Source organism: Nocardia crassostreae (assembly GCF_001613405.1).
GTDB lineage: Bacteria > Actinomycetota > Actinomycetes > Mycobacteriales > Mycobacteriaceae > Nocardia > Nocardia crassostreae.
In genome coordinates, this window is sequence record NZ_BDCH01000020.1 from 95,502 (window position 1) to 112,757 (window position 17,256).

16 protein-coding genes are annotated in these 17,256 nt (G+C 69.4%); 8 read left to right on the plus strand and 8 right to left on the minus strand.

Annotation, left to right across the window (positions count from 1 at the left end; genetic code table 11):
* Window position 1: 1 nt before the first annotated feature.
* Genes NC4_RS41735 through NC4_RS44775 form a run of 3 tightly spaced genes read right to left on the minus strand, consistent with a single transcriptional unit; the run spans window position 2 to window position 1,437 of the window.
* Complete coding sequence (locus NC4_RS41735; protein WP_218021256.1) at window positions 2–181, minus strand: hypothetical protein; 180 nt, start codon at window positions 179–181, stop codon at window positions 2–4.
* Between the two features lie 17 nt (window positions 182–198).
* Window positions 199–1,044 carry a P-loop NTPase family protein gene (locus NC4_RS21440; protein ID WP_369690780.1) on the minus strand — a complete coding sequence of 282 codons (846 nt, stop codon included), beginning with the start codon at window positions 1,042–1,044 and terminating at the stop codon, window positions 199–201.
* A gap of 15 nt (window positions 1,045–1,059) precedes the next feature.
* Window positions 1,060–1,437, minus strand: a complete 378-nt coding sequence (locus NC4_RS44775) for a MoxR family ATPase (protein WP_245721865.1) — start codon at window positions 1,435–1,437, stop codon at window positions 1,060–1,062.
* Between the two features lie 551 nt (window positions 1,438–1,988).
* Between NC4_RS44775 and NC4_RS41090 the strand changes: the two genes are divergently transcribed.
* The 3 genes from NC4_RS41090 (at window position 1,989) to NC4_RS21455 (ending at window position 6,309) form a co-directional block, all read left to right on the plus strand.
* Window positions 1,989–2,693 (plus strand): TetR/AcrR family transcriptional regulator, encoded by a 705-nt coding sequence (locus NC4_RS41090; protein ID WP_084529562.1) that lies wholly within the window; start codon window positions 1,989–1,991, stop codon window positions 2,691–2,693.
* Window positions 2,694–2,815: 122 nt separating this feature from the next.
* Window positions 2,816–4,588 (plus strand): ABC transporter ATP-binding protein, encoded by a 1,773-nt coding sequence (locus NC4_RS21450; protein ID WP_067541216.1) that lies wholly within the window; start codon window positions 2,816–2,818, stop codon window positions 4,586–4,588.
* Window positions 4,585–6,309: an ABC transporter ATP-binding protein gene (locus NC4_RS21455; protein WP_218021257.1), complete on the plus strand. Its 1,725-nt coding sequence runs from the start codon at window positions 4,585–4,587 to the stop codon at window positions 6,307–6,309. The genes NC4_RS21450 and NC4_RS21455 overlap by 4 nt, the downstream gene beginning before the upstream one ends.
* An 18-nt stretch (window positions 6,310–6,327) precedes the next feature.
* Here the strand turns inward: NC4_RS21455 and NC4_RS21460 are convergent, their stop codons facing one another.
* Complete coding sequence (locus NC4_RS21460) at window positions 6,328–7,119, minus strand: hypothetical protein (RefSeq protein WP_067541218.1); 792 nt, start codon at window positions 7,117–7,119, stop codon at window positions 6,328–6,330.
* A 98-nt stretch (window positions 7,120–7,217) separates the two neighbouring features.
* Window positions 7,218–7,769 carry a lipoprotein LpqH gene (locus NC4_RS21465; RefSeq protein ID WP_067541220.1) on the minus strand — a complete coding sequence of 184 codons (552 nt, stop codon included), beginning with the start codon at window positions 7,767–7,769 and terminating at the stop codon, window positions 7,218–7,220.
* Window positions 7,770–7,917: 148 nt separating this feature from the next.
* Between NC4_RS21465 and NC4_RS21470 the strand changes: the two genes are divergently transcribed.
* The 5 genes from NC4_RS21470 to NC4_RS21490 all read left to right on the plus strand — a co-directional run bounded on the left by NC4_RS21470 (window position 7,918) and on the right by NC4_RS21490 (window position 14,523).
* Window positions 7,918–9,216 carry a hypothetical protein gene (locus NC4_RS21470; protein ID WP_067541222.1) on the plus strand — a complete coding sequence of 433 codons (1,299 nt, stop codon included), beginning with the start codon at window positions 7,918–7,920 and terminating at the stop codon, window positions 9,214–9,216.
* A complete protein-coding gene (locus NC4_RS21475) occupies window positions 9,213–10,235 on the plus strand; it encodes a hypothetical protein (protein ID WP_067541224.1) in 1,023 nt (340 codons plus the stop codon). Before NC4_RS21470 ends, NC4_RS21475 begins: the two co-directional genes overlap by 4 nt.
* Before the next feature lie 61 nt (window positions 10,236–10,296).
* Window positions 10,297–11,772, plus strand: a complete 1,476-nt coding sequence (locus tag NC4_RS21480) for a tetratricopeptide repeat protein (protein ID WP_245721856.1) — start codon at window positions 10,297–10,299, stop codon at window positions 11,770–11,772.
* A gap of 14 nt (window positions 11,773–11,786) precedes the next feature.
* Window positions 11,787–13,052, plus strand: a complete 1,266-nt coding sequence (locus NC4_RS21485; protein ID WP_067541228.1) for a CHAT domain-containing protein — start codon at window positions 11,787–11,789, stop codon at window positions 13,050–13,052.
* A gap of 154 nt (window positions 13,053–13,206) precedes the next feature.
* Entirely contained in the window at window positions 13,207–14,523 is a 1,317-nt protein-coding gene (locus NC4_RS21490; RefSeq protein ID WP_067541230.1) for a lipase family protein, read from the plus strand.
* Window positions 14,524–14,529: 6 nt separating this feature from the next.
* Here NC4_RS21490 and NC4_RS21495 read toward each other — a convergent pair whose 3' ends face one another.
* The 3 genes from NC4_RS21495 to NC4_RS39225 form a co-directional block, all read right to left on the minus strand.
* Complete coding sequence (locus NC4_RS21495; RefSeq protein WP_157555020.1) at window positions 14,530–15,540, minus strand: poly(ethylene terephthalate) hydrolase family protein; 1,011 nt, start codon at window positions 15,538–15,540, stop codon at window positions 14,530–14,532.
* Between the two features lie 59 nt (window positions 15,541–15,599).
* Window positions 15,600–16,406 (minus strand): DUF1460 domain-containing protein, encoded by an 807-nt coding sequence (locus NC4_RS21500; protein WP_067541234.1) that lies wholly within the window; start codon window positions 16,404–16,406, stop codon window positions 15,600–15,602.
* 73 nt (window positions 16,407–16,479) lie between these two features.
* Window positions 16,480–17,202, minus strand: a complete 723-nt coding sequence (locus NC4_RS39225; protein WP_084529641.1) for an AraC family transcriptional regulator — start codon at window positions 17,200–17,202, stop codon at window positions 16,480–16,482.
* Window positions 17,203–17,256 lie beyond the last annotated feature (54 nt).

Here is a 17,256-nt window from a genome sequence, read left to right on the forward strand (position 1 = left end):
GCTACGTAACCGTCAGGCTCGCAACGAATTCCGCGTTCACATAGCAGCGCCAGCGGGCGTCCACGCCGAGGGTCGGCACCAGCGCGGTGGGCACCATGGTCAGGGCGTACAGGGCCGTTGCCAGGTACGGGCGGTCGGTGGCGGCGCGAAATCTGGCCGCCAGCATCTTGGTTCGATCCATCTCAGGTGAATCGTTCATCAGCGCGCTGGCATTCGGCCCGACAGTCGCAGCACCTCGATGAAGGCGTCCAGTACCGCCGGTGCGGGCCAATCGAATCCGGTGCGCAGGGCCGCCAGATCGAAGGCCGCGCGGGCCGCCACATCGGGGGAACCCGCGTGTACGGCCTTGCCGAGCACCTCCCAGGCGGCCTCCCAGCGTTCCCGGGTGACCCGGCCCTGCACCGCCGCGACCACGGCGGTGAGGAAGGCGAGTTGCCGGTCACCGCGCCGCGGCAGGGCGAAGGCCGCCGGATCGGCGAGTACCGCTTCGGGATCCGGCAGATCCAGTTCGGCGATGAAGGACAGCAGCTCCAGCCCCGCGCCCGGCCCCACCGCACCCGATACCGCCAGCGCCACCGCCTGGTCATCGGCGTCGGCGGCGAAACCGAAGGCGAGCAGCCGCACCACCATCTCCCAGGTGCGCGGCGAGGGCCAGGCCCGGCCCCGCTCCTCGGTATCGGGCGGCAGCTGGTGGGTGAGAGTCGGTCGCGCGGACAGGAATCCGGCGACCAGGCCGCGCGCCTTGGCGACCGCGGAGGATCCGGTCGCCGCATCCACCCGCGGCACGGTCACCGCGGGCCAGGTCCCGGCGAGGCCGCGCGACACCACCGCCGGATCGTGCACCCAATCCAGATGCACGAACCGATTGGCCAGCGGCGGACTCAAATGCCACCCGTCGGCCGCACTGGCAGCCGGATTCGCCGCCGCCACAATGCGCACCGGCGGCGGCAGATCGAGGCTGCCTACCCGCCGCTCCAGCACCACGCGCAACAGTGCGGCCTGCACCGCGGGCGGCGCGGAGGAAAGCTCATCCAAAAACAGCAGCCCCTGCCCCGCATGCTAGAGCCGCACCGCCCAATCCGGCGGCGCCATCGGCACCCCGTTCACCGTCGGATCCGGCTCCACAATCGGCAACCCGGAGAAATCCGACGGCTCATGCACACTCGCGATCACCGTCTCCACGGTGATCCCGAGCCCGCCCCCGAGCTGCCGCAACGCCGCCGTCTTCCCAATCCCCAGCTCCCCCCACAACAACACCGGCAGATTCGTCCCCACCGCCAGCGCCAGCGCCGACACCGCCGGATTCTCCGCAGGCTCGAACCGATACTCGGTACACCGCCCCAACAACTCATCCGCCGCCGCCAAGGCCGCCGCCCTGGTCGCAGCACTACCCGCCCCGTCGGCCACACCATTGGCCCCACCGGCTGCGTCTGACACAGCTCCCGCCGAATCAACCGTGCGGGGTGCGGCATTGGCAGCCCCGACCTCGCCTGATGCGGCTGCGCCAGAACCTCCAGCGCCATAACCGGCTGTTGCGTCATAACCGGCTGTGGTCGAACTGTCCGAGGCCGGACCGGATACGGCCGAATCAGCTGGGGCGGAGTTACGTGCGGCCGAACCGGGTGCGGTCGAATCGGCTGGAGCGAAGCTATGTGCGGCTGACCCGGCTGTGGCTGAACCGGGTGTGGCGGAGCCGTATGTGGTGGCGGCTGTGGGTGGAGTGGTGTCGGCTGGGCCGGTGGCGTCCGTGGGTTTTCCGGCCCCCGTCCCGTCACCGGGTTGATCAGAATGCTGGTAGATCACAGTCGGATTCTTTCCGTCGTTCCCGCGCCCGGTCAGCGGATTTCGCTCCAGCCCGAATTCCCCTCGAGCCGACCGGCCCCCACCGTCCACGTATACACCGAGATCGGCGGTGCCGCAGGCGAGTGCGGGATCGATCTAGTGTTGGATGGGTTGTTCCCGATTCCGGCGGCAGAGAGGGCAGCGGAATGGCCAAGGCTCCGCGGCGCGCGTACCGCACCGGGTTGTCGCGTGAACTGATCGTGGCCGCGGCGGTGGCGCTGACGGCGGAGCGGGGGCTGGACGGCTGGAGCATGCGTGAACTGACGGGGCGGTTGGAGACTTCGCTGTCGGTCATTTATCACCATGTCGGCGATCGCGGCCAGGTGTGCGCCGCGGTGGTGGACAGCATTTATGCCGATATGGCGCTGCCCATCGAGGAAACCGATTGGCGGGGGCAGATTTACGGTGTGCTGTCGCCGATGATCGACCATCTGGCGCGGTATCCCGGCGTCGCGGCCTGGCTGTTGCGCAACGGCCCGCAGACCGAGGGTCTGGTGCCGGTCATGGAGGCCGGAATCGCGCGCATGCTGGCGGCGGGGTGGGGCGACGAGGCGGCCACGGCCTACTCCGTGGCCTTCAATACCTGCCTCGGCCTGATCGCGCTCGGCGATCAGCCGGTGGGCGACGGCGGGGAAACCGGGCTCGTCGGTTTGCAGCACAATATCGACGCTCATCCCGCCGCCGGGGCCGGAGCGGAGCAGATGCGGCAGCTCGCAGCGCGCTTCACCGGTGACGCCGCGGCCGTGGCGGCCGCGCGGCGGGCGTACTGCCGCTACGCCCTCGACCGTGTGCTCGACGGACTCGAAGCCCGTCTCGTCGAATTGAAATCTGCAGTTCATACCCCGCATTGAGCTGATCGGAGAACCATCCCGCGCAGTTGCGGGGAGGGTGAAATCTCGCCCTTGCCGCCCGCGCGAGCCGCGCTGTACGCTCGAAATTAGAACAGTGATCTAATTTCACTCGGGGAGAGCCCATGAGTACAGCGGTAATGGATCAGGTATCGGTGGCCGGGCCGCCGCCGGAGGCGAAGCGCGGCGGGCTGGGGGTGGTGCTCGCGCCCGTGCGGGGGCGGCTGGCCGCGGCGGCCGGGCTGCAATCGGCCGGTGCGCTGGCCGGGCTCGCGCCCTATCTCGCCGTGGTCGAGATCGCGCGCGAATTCCTCTCCGGCACAACGCCCGACCACCGCGCGGTGTGGCTGTGGGTGGGCATCGCGGTGGCCGGGTTCGCCATCCGGACGGCCTGTTCCGGCGCCGCCTATACGCTCGGCCATATCGCGGATGCCGAGGTCGGACTGCGGATTCGGCGCGAAATGGCCGCCCGGCTGGGGCGGGTGCCGCTGGGCTGGTTCACCGAGCGCAGCTCCGGGCGCGTGAAGCGGGCGCTGTCCGACGATGTGGCCGCGGTGCACCACGTGGTGGCGCATGCGCTCAACGATCTGGTGGCCGCTGTCATCTTCCCGGTCGCGGCGCTGGTGTACCTGTTCGTGCTGGATTGGCGGCTGGCCCTGATATGCCTTGTGCCCCTGGCGCTCTGGCTCGCCATCAATGTCTTCATGCTGCGCGACGAAGAGGTGCAGATGCGGCGCTGGACCGCCGAGCTGGACAAGGTCAATGCCGCGGTGGTCGAGTACGTCGACGGCATCGCGGTGGTGAAGGCGTTCGGCCAGGCCGGTCGCGCACAGGATCGGTATCGCCGCGCCGGAGACGGCCTGGCGCACTTCCACGCCGCCTGGGCCGGGCTGATGCAACGGCTCGAGGCGCTGTCCTCGGTGCTCATCGCACCGCCGGTCCTGCTGCTGGTGGCCCTGGGCGCGGGCGTATGGCTGCGCGCGGACCCGGTGGAGGTCATCGCCTTCGTCATGCTGGCCGTCGGGCTCGGCGGGCCCGTGCTGGCACTCGGATTCGGGGCCATGGCCTTTCAGGTCGCCACGGATGCGGCCCGGCGGATCGCTGACCTGCTCGCGACCCCGGAGCTGCCGCGCCCGGCCGCGCCCCGGACGTCGCAGGGCGCGCGGGTCGAATTCGACGGGGTGCGCTTCGCCTACGACGGCCGCGCGAATGTCCTCGACGGCATCGATCTCACCTTGGAGCCGGGGACGGTCACCGCGCTGGTCGGCCCGTCCGGATCGGGTAAATCGACGCTCGCGCAACTGCTTCCGCGCTTCTGGGATGTCGGGTCCGGCGCCGTGCGGATCGGCGGAGCGGATATCCGGGAGATGTCGCCGCGCGATCTGTATCGCCGCGTTGGCTTCGTCTTCCAGGAGACCACGCTGCTGCGCACCAGCATTCGCGACAATATCGCCCTCGGGCGGCCCGAGGCCGACCCCGCGGAGATCGAGGCCGCGGCCCGCGCGGCGCAGATCCACGATCGCATCATGGCGCTGCCTCGGGGATACGACAGCGTCGTCGGCGTCGAGGCCCGGTTCTCTGGCGTTGAGGCGCAACGCATCTCGATCGCCCGCGCCCTACTGGCCGACACCCCCGTGCTGGTGCTCGACGAGTCCACGGCCTTCGCCGACCCGGAATCCGAGGCGGCGGTCCAGGATGCGCTGTCCCGCCTGGTCTCCGGCCGGACCCTGCTGGTGATCGCCCACCGGCTGCACACCATTCGCGGCGCGGATCGCATTGTCGTGCTCGCACACGGCCGGATCGCCGAGACCGGCCGCCACGACGAATTGCGCACCGCCGGTGGACCCTACGCCCGGATGTGGGCCGCACAATCCTCGGCACGAAAGGAATCGCTGTGATCGCCAAGCTTTTTCGCATGATCGACGGCGGCGACCGACCCCGGTTCGTGCGCTGGATCGCCCTGATCATGACCTTCTCGGTAGTGCAGGGACTCGCTGTCCTCCTGGTGGTTCCGGTCCTGCGCCCCGTACTGTCCGGCGACCGCGCCGCCGCCCTGCCCTGGCTCCTCGCCCTGGCCGCGGTGGTGGCCGCGGCCGCGGTGATCTACTACGTCCAGGCCACGCACGGTCAGCGCATTGCCATCGACCTGCTGATCGGCATCCACCACCGCATCGGGGATCACCTGGCGCGCTTGCCCCTCGGCTGGTTCGGCGCCGATCGCACCGGACGCCTCACCACCTCCGTCGCACAGGGCTCGATGAATATCGTCAGCGTGCCCGCCCACCTCATGCAGCCGGTGATCAGCGGCGCGGTGACGCCCGCCGTGGTGGCCGTGGGCATGTTCGCCTTCGACTGGCGGCTCGGCGCGGGTCTGCTCATAGCTGGTCTGGTCCTGCTCGCCACGCACACCTGGGCGCAGGAGGCCATTGCCCGCAGCTTCGGCGCCATCGACGACGCCGCGGTCGAATCCGCCGGGCGCGTGGTGGAATTCGCGCAGAGCCAGCCCATCCTGCGCGCCTTCGGCCGCGGCGAGGACGGCAACCGCCTGCTCGACGGCGCGCTCACCGGTCAGCGCCGCGCCTACGGCGGCATGAACCGCAATGCGGTCACCGCGCTGCTGTCCTTCTCAGTGGCCGTGCAGGCGGCCTTCCTGGCCCTCATCAGCCTCGGAGTGGCGCTGGCACTGGGCGGTTCGCTCGACGCCGCCGAACTGATCGCCCTGCTCGTCCTGATCACCCGCTTCGCCGGTCCGCTCATTGAACTCGTGGACCACGCCGCCGCCCTGCGCATGGCGGCGGAGGACATCGACCGCATCGACGAGGTCCTCGCGGTGCCGCCGCTGCCAGAAGGGGCGCTGACCCGTCCGCCGTCGCCCGGCGCGGTGCGCTTCGAGAACGTCACCTTCGGCTACGAGGATCGACCGGTACTGCGCGACATCGGCTTCGAGGCCCGCCCCGGCACCCTCACCGCCATTGTGGGCCCGTCCGGTGCGGGCAAGACCACCATCCTCCGCCTGGCCGCCCGCTTCTGGGATACCGGCGCGGGCACCGTCCGCGTGGGCGGTGCGGATGTCCGCGACTTCACCTCCGAGGCCCTGATGTCCCAGCTGGCCATGGTCTTCCAGGACGTCTACCTCTTCGACGACACCATCGAAGCCAATATCCGCCTCGGCCGCCCCGACGCCACCCGCGCCGAAATCCAGGAAGCCGCCCGGCTGTCCCGGGTCGACGAGATCATCGACCGTCTCCCCGACGGCTGGAACACCCGTGTGGGCGAGGGCGGCACGGCCCTCTCCGGCGGTGAGCGCCAACGCGTCTCGATCGCCCGCGCCCTCGTCAAGCAAGCACCCATAGTCCTCCTCGACGAGGCCACCGCCGCCCTCGACCCGGAAAACGAAGCCGCCGTCGGCGATGCCCTCCGCGCCCTCGCCGAACACCGCACCCTCCTCGTAGTGGCCCACCGCCTCCACACGATCGCCGCCGCGGACCAGATCCTGGTCCTCGACGGCGGCCGGATAACTCAGCGCGGCACCCATGTCGAATTGATCGAGCAAGCGGGTCGTTATCGGGATTTCTGGCGGGAACGCGAACGTGCACAGGGCTGGCGGCTCACGGGATAGGCCACCGGATCGATCCGGTCAGGGGATCGAGGCATTGGCGTTGAGGACGAGAACCACCTCTCGCTCGTTCTCGGGTAGGTAGCGGACCTTGATCACGCGGCCGATCTGGACCTGGGAGACGCCCGCGGGCGGGAGGAATTTCTCGGTGTGGGCCTCGAAGGCGGTGCCGTCGGGGCGGGTGACCAGGAGGGTCAGATCCAGGCGGGTGTGACCGTCGCGGATCTCGCCGGGGACGGAGAGGGAGCGGACCACGGCCTGGGCGGGGATGCCGCGGGCGGCGATATCGAGTTTGGCGGGGGTGGTGAAGCCTTTGCGGAGCATGGCGGCGTTCATGGCCTGCTGGGCGGCGGTGGTGTCGCCGGAGAGGTCGAACTCGACGCGGTCGGTGCGGCCGGGGAGGTAGCGGACGGGGAGGACCACGCCGGGGCGGAGCAGGGCCAGTTCGGTGAGGGGGACGATCATTTTCGCGTGGGCGGGGAAGGATTTGCCGTCGCTGCCTTCGACGCGGAATTCGATGCGGACCTGGGGCTGGTCATTGAGGGTGACGCCGGTGTGGCGGAAGGATTCGACAGTGCCCAGACCGATGGGGGCGTTACGGAATTCGGAGCTGTTGGCGCCGGTGAGGGCCGACAGGATGCCGTCGCCGGTGAAGGCGAAGGCGAAGGGCGCCAGCGTGATCGCGATGATCGGCAGGGCCAGCGGCCAACCGGCCCAGGCGAACGGATCGTCGGAGAGCAGGCTGTGGACCAGGTAGTAGCCGATGGAGAAGGCGAGGAAGGCGAGGGCGGCGGCGCGGATTCGGGTCTTCATGGTGTCCTCGAAATCAGTGGTGGGGGAGTCGAATCGGTGTGGGATGGGACGAAGCCCGCTCATGCCGTGCGGCATGAGCGGGGCGGGGCGGGGCGGGATCAGCCGCCGACGATGCTGGAGCAGGCGAAGGTGATCTCGAAGGTCGAGTTCTTCGCTCCGGCAATCGGATTGGTGAGATCCGGAGTGCCGACGCCCTCACCGGTGACCGTGTAGGTGGTGCCGCTCTTGACGACCTTGGCCGAACCGCCGGGCATGCCGTTGCCGAAGCCGAGCGCGTACGGCAGACCGTTCTCGCCGCCCTTGCTACCGGCGATGCCGACCGCCTGCACGGTGTTGTCACCGGTCACGGTGGCGCTCACGGCGAGCTCGCCGTAGGTGGCATTGGCGGTATCGGTCAGGGCCAGCGCCAGCGTGCCCGCCTGCTGCACGCAGGTGGTCTCGAACTTGGCGGTGAGCGCCTTGCCGTCCACGGTGGCGGCCGACTTGCCCGCGGGCTCCGTGGCGGCCGGTGCGCTGGTGCCCGGCGCCGCGGCGGGGGCGGCCGAGGTGGCGGGCTTGCTGCCGGAGTTGTCACCGCAGCCCGTCACCAGCAGGGCGACGGCGGAGGCGGCGGCGAAGGCGGCGGTCAGGCGAATCGACGTGGTGTTCATGATGGTTCCTCGTTCTGGTCCGTTCGGCTTCCCGGTGGAGCCGATGCCAGAACGGTAGGAATCGATGATCGCCCTACCGATCCCAACTTTTCCGACGCGAATCCGACGGAAACTCCGCTAACCTGGGCGAATGCGACGACCGCGGGCGATGGTGCTGGATGAGGTCTGGCGCCGCCTCGACGGTGTGGAAGCCCTGAGCGGACCACACGGCGGGCCCTTGCGGCGCACGGTGAAGTTGATCCTGGATCCGCTGGTGATCCGGCCGGTGCAGCATCCGCTGTGCGCCGGATCCATCCTGTCCGCGGACGGGGCCACCCTGCTGGCCGCCCGGATTCACGCGGCCGCCGATGTGCTGCGCGCGACCGCCGCCTGGTTCACGCTGCTCAAGCAGACCCGCCGGGCGCTGCGGATCACCGAGGGCAATGCCCAGGATCTGTACTTCCAGCGCTGCTTCGAACTGGCTACCGTGTCCGGAATGCCCGATGCACTGCGGGATCGGGCCGCCGCCGAGGGCGCGCTGCGCGAGATCCACGATCTGACCGCGGGCCGCACCACCCAAGCCCTGAAGGAGTACCTCGCCGATCCGCAGCGCGCCCGCGAACTGGGCGCGCTGATCGGCACGGCCTGGCGGCGGCGGCCGCTCACCGATACCCCCGATCACAGCGCCGTGCTGGCCGATCTGCTGGACACCTGCGCCGCCGGACGCCTCGGCGAGATTGTCGAGGACGCCGATATCGATGATCCGGTGGCGGCGCTGATCGGCACGCACACCGGAATCCGGTTGTGGCAGAACAACAATGCGCAGCGGCTCGGGCTCACCGCGCATCCGCTGCCGCGGCCGCCCGCGGTCGGCGACTCCGCCTCCAAGGCGAGCCTGGGCCTGCCGTTCGACCGCACCATTCACGAGCGGGTGTTCACGGTGCTGCAGGCCTCCAGCGAGCGCGCCGAACTGCCGCCGATTCCCGAACTCGTGGACGCCGAGATCGCGCGGGCCTGCGCGCCCTGGGCGCTGCTGGACGAATCGCTGCGCGTGACCGCCGCCGCCGGAGTGGCGCTCGCCGTACAGCTGCGCCCCGCCGATGCCGCGAACTCGAGCTCGCCCGCCGCCAGCATAGTCAACGGCCGGTGGCAGCGGGAAGCCTATGTGCTGCAAGCGCGCCGGATGACCGTGTACGAGGGCGCATCCGGACCGCTGGCCGCCATTGCCGCCGAGTTGCGCGTACCGTGGCGGCCCTACCTGCGGCGACTATGGCCGCGCCTGCACGGCCGGGATGTGCGCGATATGCCGGTGTACACGCCGGACGAGCTGTGGGATGTGCTCGACGGGGTGGCCCGCTCGGTCATCCTCGATCACCGCCAGCGGGTGAAGAAGGCATTGGCCGCGACGGCCCTGACCGACGCGGGCGAGACGACGACACTCGATCCGATGGAATCGAGGGCGGGATGACGAATTCGACCGTGCTGATCCAGCAGAACGCCGACCGGCTGCGCGTCATCGCGCCACCCGGCGCACCCACGGTGCTCGACACCACGGCCGATGTGGACGTGATGGTCCTGGAAGTGGCGGGCGGGCACCTCACCTGGAATGTGCTCGCCGGACAGCCGATTCCGGCCGCCGTCATCCACGACGCGGACCAAGCCCAGGAATGGGTATGGGCCGTCTACGGCGAACCCGCCGCCCTCGCCCTGGACGACGGCCGCATGACCGAGGTGACGGCCGCACCCGCCCTGCCCGCCCTCGCCGCGAGCGCTCGGCGACTCGCCTACGCGCACTGGGCATCCCAGTGGTGGCCCGCCTCCACCCTGGACGGCATCCCGCCCCTCGATCCCGGGCTGCTCGACCAGGACATCGCCGCCCTCACCGCCGACTGCGAATACATGGTCGACGGCGCCGACGCCCTCGTCCTGACCGTGACCGCCCTCGTCGAATCCTTCCCCCGCGCCGCCGATTACGCCCTGGCCGCCGGGGACGAAGCCCACCCCGGCGCCCTGGTCCTGGCCCGCGGCAGCGGCGGCTGGGACTGGCGCTGCTGCCCGCCCCGCCTCCTCGACGCCTCCGAACGCGCCGTCTCCTGGCAGGTCATTCGCGACGCCGGTGTCACCACTGTCGCCGTCAGCGCCGTCGCCGCCCCCGGCGCCCCCGCCACCGTCCCGGCCTACCTGCGCCCCTGGGCGCGCATCGAAACCAGCGCGGGCGCCGAACAAACCGGACTGGTACTGGCCGATGGCGCCTGGACCGGCGAGGCCGTAGTCCCGTCCGCCACCGCCGTCCACGTGGACATCCACCTCCCCGGCTTCGGCGCCCCCGCCGACCCCGACCCCGCCGCCACCGAACTCCGCCGCAGAATCCGCGAATTCGCCGCCGCCCGCCTCCGCCACGTGGCGGGCGCCGCCACCGCCCCCGAGGCCCCCGACGCGCCGCTACTCGCCGAAATCGCCTCCGCCGCACAAGATTCGGACTTCTGACATGGGCGGTGGGGACGTGACCGAGACAACGAATGAGCCCGAGCCCGGCGGGTGGGATCTGATGCAGGCGGGCGCCGAGGCCATGGGGCGCGGCGACCTGGGTGCGGCCCTGCGCATCTTCGAGGATGCGGCGCGCACGGCGACCGGCGATGTGCGGGTGGCCGCTATGGTCAATGCCGCCGTGGTGACCGATCATTCGGGTGATCATGCTGGGGCGGCGAAGCGGTTCCGGGAAGCGTTGGGGCAGATGCCCTCCCATGCCCCGCGCATGCGGCCGGGGGCATTGATCGGCCTCTCTCAGGCCCTGCAACACCTGGGTGATCTGGATGCCGCCCAGGACGCGCTCGAACAGGCCCGTGGCTTGCTGGCGGCCGAGGATGCGCCCGTCGATCTGCGGTTCGCCTGTGGGGTTTCGGCCACCGCGATCGCGCTGCATCGGAGCCAGTGGGCCCGCGCCATCGAATTGGCGAGCGAATCCCTGGATGCGGCAACACTGTTCGCGCCAGAGCAGGCCGGTCACCCCCTGATGAACCTGGCCGCCGCGCATTTCGAGACCGGCCGCTGGGACCTCGCCGAGGACTTCGCGGGGCAGGCGCTGGCCGCCTTCGAAGCCGCCGGTGATATCGACGGCGTGGCCGAGACCCGCCAGAATCTTGCCCTGATGCACACGCGCAGCGGACGTTTCGACGAGGCCGAAGCGCCGTTGACCGCCTCCCAGGACTATTTCGAGTCGGCAGGCCTGGCCTATCGTGCCGGAATCGGCTGGAAGGTCATGGGTTTCATCGCCGAACACCGCGTCGATCTCGAGACCGCCGCCGCCCGCTACCGGCAGGCCCTGGAGCGATTCGAGCAATCCGGCGCGGAAATCGACGCCGCGGACGTCCGAACCCGCCTCGCCACCGTCGCCTTCACCGGCGGCGACCATCCCACCGGTGAAGCCGAACTGGCCGCCGCGCGCCAGACCTACGCCGAGCGTGGCCTCGGCCTGCATTGCGCCCAGCTCGACTTCTGGCACGCCGGTCTGCTGGAACCCCTCCTCGACAGCCTCCCGGCTCTGCTGCCCCAGGCCGTGGACCTGGCCGTCCCCGCCGCCCTGGCCTTCGACGCCGTCCGCCACGAACTCCCCGACGGCGCCCAACGGGAGAACTGGAACCGCCGCATGGCCGATCCGGCGCTCCGCCTGGCCTTCCGCTACGCCCACCTGGCCGGTGACGCCCGCCTCATCGCCGACCTCATCGAAACAATCTGCGCCGGAGAGACCTTGGACCTGGACCGCCTCTCCATCGCCCCATCCGGCCTGCCCTTCGACACCCTCGACCTGCCGACCCCACCTGTGACGAATCAGGCCCCTGTCCCCGAAGCCCTGCAATTGGGTACGGCGTCGGCCGCGGTTGCCGCCAGCGCGGGCCTGCCGATCACCCTCCCACCCCGTATCGCCGTCGCCCCCGACAATCACATCGCCCTGGCCGACTGGATCACCGCCGCGGAACAGCGCTACGGCCGCCCCCTCCGCGAAAACCGGGTGATCCCCGCATGATCCGTGGTTCGAGAATGACTGAAGCGAGGCCGACCGCGCTGGTGCGCATGGCCGATGCCGGGGATCTCTATGTGACTTGGCGTTGGGTGGACGAGGCTGCTCCGGAGGGTGTCGGGGTCGTTCCCGAGGAGCAGGTCGAGCATGTGGTGCGGCGGTTCGCGGCCGCGTTGCCCGTGCCCGGGGCGCCGGGCGGGCTGGAAGCCGCGCTCAGCACCGGGGAATTGGCGTCCTTCGAGGCTGAACACGAGTTGGCGCAGGCGCTTTCGGCGGCCTTGCTGCCCTACGGGCTGGCCGCGCAGCTACATGAGCTTTCCGTTCGGGGCGTGCGGCCGCACCTGCGCATTCAGCCGTCGCCGCGGGTCGCGCAGATTCCGTGGGAGCTGATCGCGCCTGATCAGGGGCTGCGGTTGCTCGACATCGCGGATGTGAGCGTGCTGGCTCCGACGGGGATCGTGCACGCGCCCGCGCGTATCGGCAGGTCGTGGCGGCAGACTCGGGGCCTGCCGGTGGTGGCCGTGCTCGATCCGCGCATTCCGGGCTTCCGGGCCGATTCCGCGCTCGGGTCGGTGCTGGGGCGTATGGATTCGGCCGCGCCGCTGGCGGTTCGGGTGGGCGAGTACGCCGCCGTGGATCGGTTGGTGCCGGACGGGGACGATCCGCTCGCGGTTTTCCGGCGCACCGATGTGGATCGGGACTGGCTCGGGGAAGTCTTGCGGGCCGGGGCATCTCGGCTGCTGTATGTGGGTCATGTGACCGCGGCGGCACCGGCTTCGGGGCGGAGTGAGTCGGCCACACTGCATTTGGCGTGCACGGCCGACACTGTCGGGTTCGCGCCCGCACAGCGTGACCACCGGCCCTTGGCGGCGCGGGATCTGCTGCTCGGCACGCATACGCTGTCCGATGATCCGCGCAGTGGTCCCGCGCTCTGGCCGATTCCGAGCCGGGTCGCGCTCATTGCCTGTGAGAGCGGCGGGGATCTGCGGTTCGGTGAGCCGCTCGGGCTGGTGGCGGCCATGCTCACCGGTGGGGCGGAGCTGGTGACCGCCGGTCGCTGGCCATTGCCCACCGATCTGGCCTTCCAGCGCTTCGGCGGTGCGGCGGCGGACAGCCGCCCGCTACAGGACGCGGTGTGCGCCATCGATACCGCGCACGAGGCCGAGGACCCGGTCCGCGCCCTGAACGACTGGCAGCGCACCCAACTGGCGACCTGGCGGGAAAACGGCGATATCGCGCATTCGCCGCTGGTCTGGGTCGGGTTCGCCACCGTCGACGCCAGCTGAGCGCGTTCCGTTCATCCATCGCCTTTGTGCACTCGACCAATCGGAGCCGGTGAAGTCTGTCGAATTCCGGATACGAGTGACCTGCGCCGCACTGTCTACTGATAACCAATTCCTATGGGCATCAATGGCGATGCTCCAGCCGAAATGGAGACAGATGGTGAAAGCGTCGGGGCTTTGCCGATGGGTTGCGGCTCCCGTGACCGCACTGTGCGTCATGGCGGGCGGCGGAATCGCCGCGGCGGATCCACTGCCGGTGTTCCCGCCGGATCAGAATCAATTGCCGCAATTGCCCTCCGAACCCCAGCTCTACGACGCGCTCCCGATCCCGGTGCCCGACGAAGACCCCTGGTACGACGATCCGGCGGACCTGGAATCGCATGCGCCCGGCCAGATCATCCGCACCCGCTCGGTACAGACGCGACTCCTGGGCATTCCGTTCCCCGTCGACACCAAACAGCTGCTGTACCGCAGCGAGGATGTACACGGAAACGCCATTGCCACCGCCACTTCGGTGATCACCCCCGGCATTCCATGGATCGGCAGCCCGCGCCCAGTGGTGTCCTTCCAGGAGGCCATCGACTCCACCGACTCCTCCTGCAACCCGTCCTACACCTTGCAGGTCGGCACCATGAAAGAGGCGCTGCTGGACCAGTATTGGCTGATGCAGGGCTTCGCCATCAACGTCCCGGACTTCGACGGCAAGTTCAATACCTTCAACACCTTCGACGAAGGCAAGATGGTCCTGGACAGCCTGCGCGCCATGAAGAACGAGCCCAGCCTCGGCCTGACGAATTCCGGTATCGCCCTCTACGGCTATTCCGGCGGCGGCTCCGGTTCCATTCGCGCCGCCGAACTCCGCCAGAGCTACGCCCCCGATGTGCAATTGCTGGGCACCGCGGTCGGCGGTATGCCCGCCAATCTGGTGGAGCAGGCGCGCTACGCCATCCAGCAGCAGCCCGGACTCACCGGAATCAGCAACTTCACCATGTGGCTGGGCTTCGCCTCCCTGTCCCGCGAATACCCGGACGCCTTCAATGCCGAGGAATTGTTGACCGAGGAGGGTCAAGCCATCCTCGCCGACTTCCAGAGCCGCTGTGTCCTGACCATTGCCCCTACCGGCATGTACCGTCCGATCAGCGCCTATTTCCAGCCCGGTAAATCCCTGGAGGGCACTCCGGCGGTCATGGATGTGCTCCGCGACAACAGCCTCGGCAAACACATTCCGGATACGCCCATCTTCTGGTGGCACGGCATCTGGGACGAGCTGATCCCGGCGTCCGCCGTCCTGCTCACGGTCAACGACTACTGGAACCGCGGCGCGGACCTGCGCTTCTACACCATGCCACTGCCCGAACACGTGGTGAACGCGGTCGCGGGCTGGCCCCCGGCGGTGGCCTGGACCAGCGCCGTCCTGCGGGGGTTGTCGCCCGGCCCGCGCTTCAAGGCCGATATCCCGCTCCCCGGCAACTGACGCCGGTCATCGGGTGATGTTGCTCCGCGGCTCGCTCCAATTGGCGGTCTGCGCGAACAACTCACCCGATCCAGCGACGAAAGCGCTGTGCGCCAAGGCATCCCCGCGCAGCCGGTCCATGAACCAGGCCGTCGCGTAGCTGAGGAACCCGTAGACCCCGTTCACACGGCCCGCGCTGATCCCGGCGTAATCCGGCCCGCCCTGAATGTCATTGTGGTTCGGTCCGTTCAGGGTGGCCCGCACCTTCTCCACCGCCTCGGGGGTCGCGTCGTAATACCCCTGCGCGGACTGGATTCCGCCGAGCGGCCACGGAATCGACTGGCTGGTAGGCGAAATGGGGCTGCCCGAACCATTGATGTAGAAGATCGATCCGGAACCGAGCTGCTGCGGATCGGCACAGGTCGACATTCCGGCCTCCCCGGACACGATCGGGCCGATGGGGCACAGCAACTGCCCGACGAGCTCGATGGTCACCGCGGTCCTGATCGCCCCACCGGAGTGCGCGAAGGCATTGAGCGCACCGGATGCGCCCTGCGAGTGCCCCATTGCCCCGACCGCGCCGGTGTCGAGCTTCCCATGGAACGGGCTCGCGGGATCGGCCGCCCGACCCACCAGATACTCGACCGCGTCCAGCATCTCCTCTCCGGTGCCGGTATTCGTATTGTCCGGCGCGATCACCACGAAACCCCATGAGGCCAAATGGGACAGCAGGTACCGGTACTGGTAGGGATGCGCCCAGGTCCCGTCGCCCCACGTGATGATCGGATGCCGGACCACGCCCGCGCCCAGCTCCGACGGGTACCAGATATCGAATGCCGACCCGGCGGAATCGCAGCAGCCGAATCCGGCCTGCTCGGTCACCGCCCACGGCCCCGGCTCGAAATACGTGGACTCGATGGCCCCCGTGGGCAGATTGCCCGGGGCAGGAGTATCGGCGTGCGCGCCCGCCCCGATGACGGTCGATCCCGCGATCGCCGCGACCAGCGACACGAGACTCTTGCCCAAGCGGTTCCTCATGGGCCGAGACGGTAGCGGATGCGACCTAGCGAGCAGTAGGTAGCGTGACTATTTCGTTATCATTCGGTGAGCAGCACCACGATGCCCGGTACCGAATTCACATAGTCGAAGAAGGGCGAATCCACGACCTTGTTGTTGGCTGCCAGGGAGGACGCATTGCGGAACACCGGCCCGGCGGCCGTCGTGGCGAACAGTCCGGTATGCGTCACATCGAGCCCGGGCAGATCGGTGTACGCGCCGATGCAGTCACCGTTGCGCAGCTGGTTCACCAGGTTCTGGTCCACGAACTGGCTGGGGATATAGGTGATTCCGCGCTGCACGACCGGCAGGCCGGGCAGATAGTTGCTCTCGTCGCCCTTGGCATTGAGCTGTTTGGTCACCGTCACCGCGTTCGGGCTCAGCGCGGCCGTGATGTCCTTGGCATTGACCGGCGAGGTGGTGGCCCAGTCGGTGAAGAAGTGCTTGCGATGCGCGAAATCGACCTGCCCGTCGACATACCGCTGCCGCACCACGTTCTGCACGAACTGCTCCCGATCGGCGGACTTGCTCAGCGCCGCCACGTAATCCAGATAGGTGAAGCAATCCAGGCCGCGGAAGTCGATGACCAGCTGCTCCGGCTGATTCGCCGAGCCGACGAGCATATTCGCGACATACGGCGTGCCCAGGAACTGCCGGGAGACCACCTCGGCGAGCTCCCCGGCGCTCACCGCGCCCGCGCCCGCCCGCGCGGCCAGGGCCTCGTCGAGCGTGCACGCGGTGGCGTCGTCGAGAGTCACCGATGGCGTGGCATGCGCCGCGGGCACGGCCAGCGCGACACATCCGGCCAGCGCGAGCAGGACGAACAAGAGTCGGCGAATCACGTGCACGGTGCCTCCGGCGGTTGCTCGATCACATCCTTCGCACCCACCCTAGCCATGCCGCCCCGCCGCCCGGCAAGTTTCACCGCCAGTGCACGGCGCTCGATGTGGGCGTCCGGCCGCACAGCGCGACCATGGTGCGAATCAAATGCGACTGATCGGCGAAGCCGGTGCGGGCCGCGACCTCGGCCGCCGGGAGGAAGGGAAGCTGGAGCCCGGCCTCCCGCAGGCGATGCCAGCGGCGCAGCTTGACGAGCGGGCCGCCGAGTAACTGACCGGAGAGCTGGCGCAGCCGCCGGGGTGAGAGTCCGACCCGATCGGCCAGCTCGTCGATCTCGACGTCGTGGTCGAGAACCTGCAGGACCTGCTGCAACCGGGGATCGACGAGCGGCGATCCGCCGAATATCCGGTGGACCGTGTGGCGCAGGCGCTCCGGATCGAAATCGTCGGTAATGGCGGTCAGCAGGCGCTGGGCTTGGCTGCGCGTCAGCGCGTGAATGCGCGGCGTGCCCGGAATGGCCAGCCGGTGCGGGTCGATCCACAGCGCGGTGATGCCGGGGGCGTGCTCGACCGCGGAGAGCAGGCCCGGCGGGACGAGCAGACCGGCCCCGGTGATCGTTCGCCCCGTCTCGTCGACGGCCGTGATGGGACCGTCCCAGGGGAGTCCCAGGTGCCAGGCCGGATTGCGGTGCGCGCCGCCGGTGGGGCCGGAGTCCTCGGCATAGCAGGCGAATTCGGCGCAGACGGCGGCGAAAACGGTATTGCCGTTTCGTTCAAGACGCCACGCCCGCGGCTGCTCGACCATGAAGCCATGGTCGCACTCATGGCGATCAGTGGTCACACCGGATGGAGATCCCCT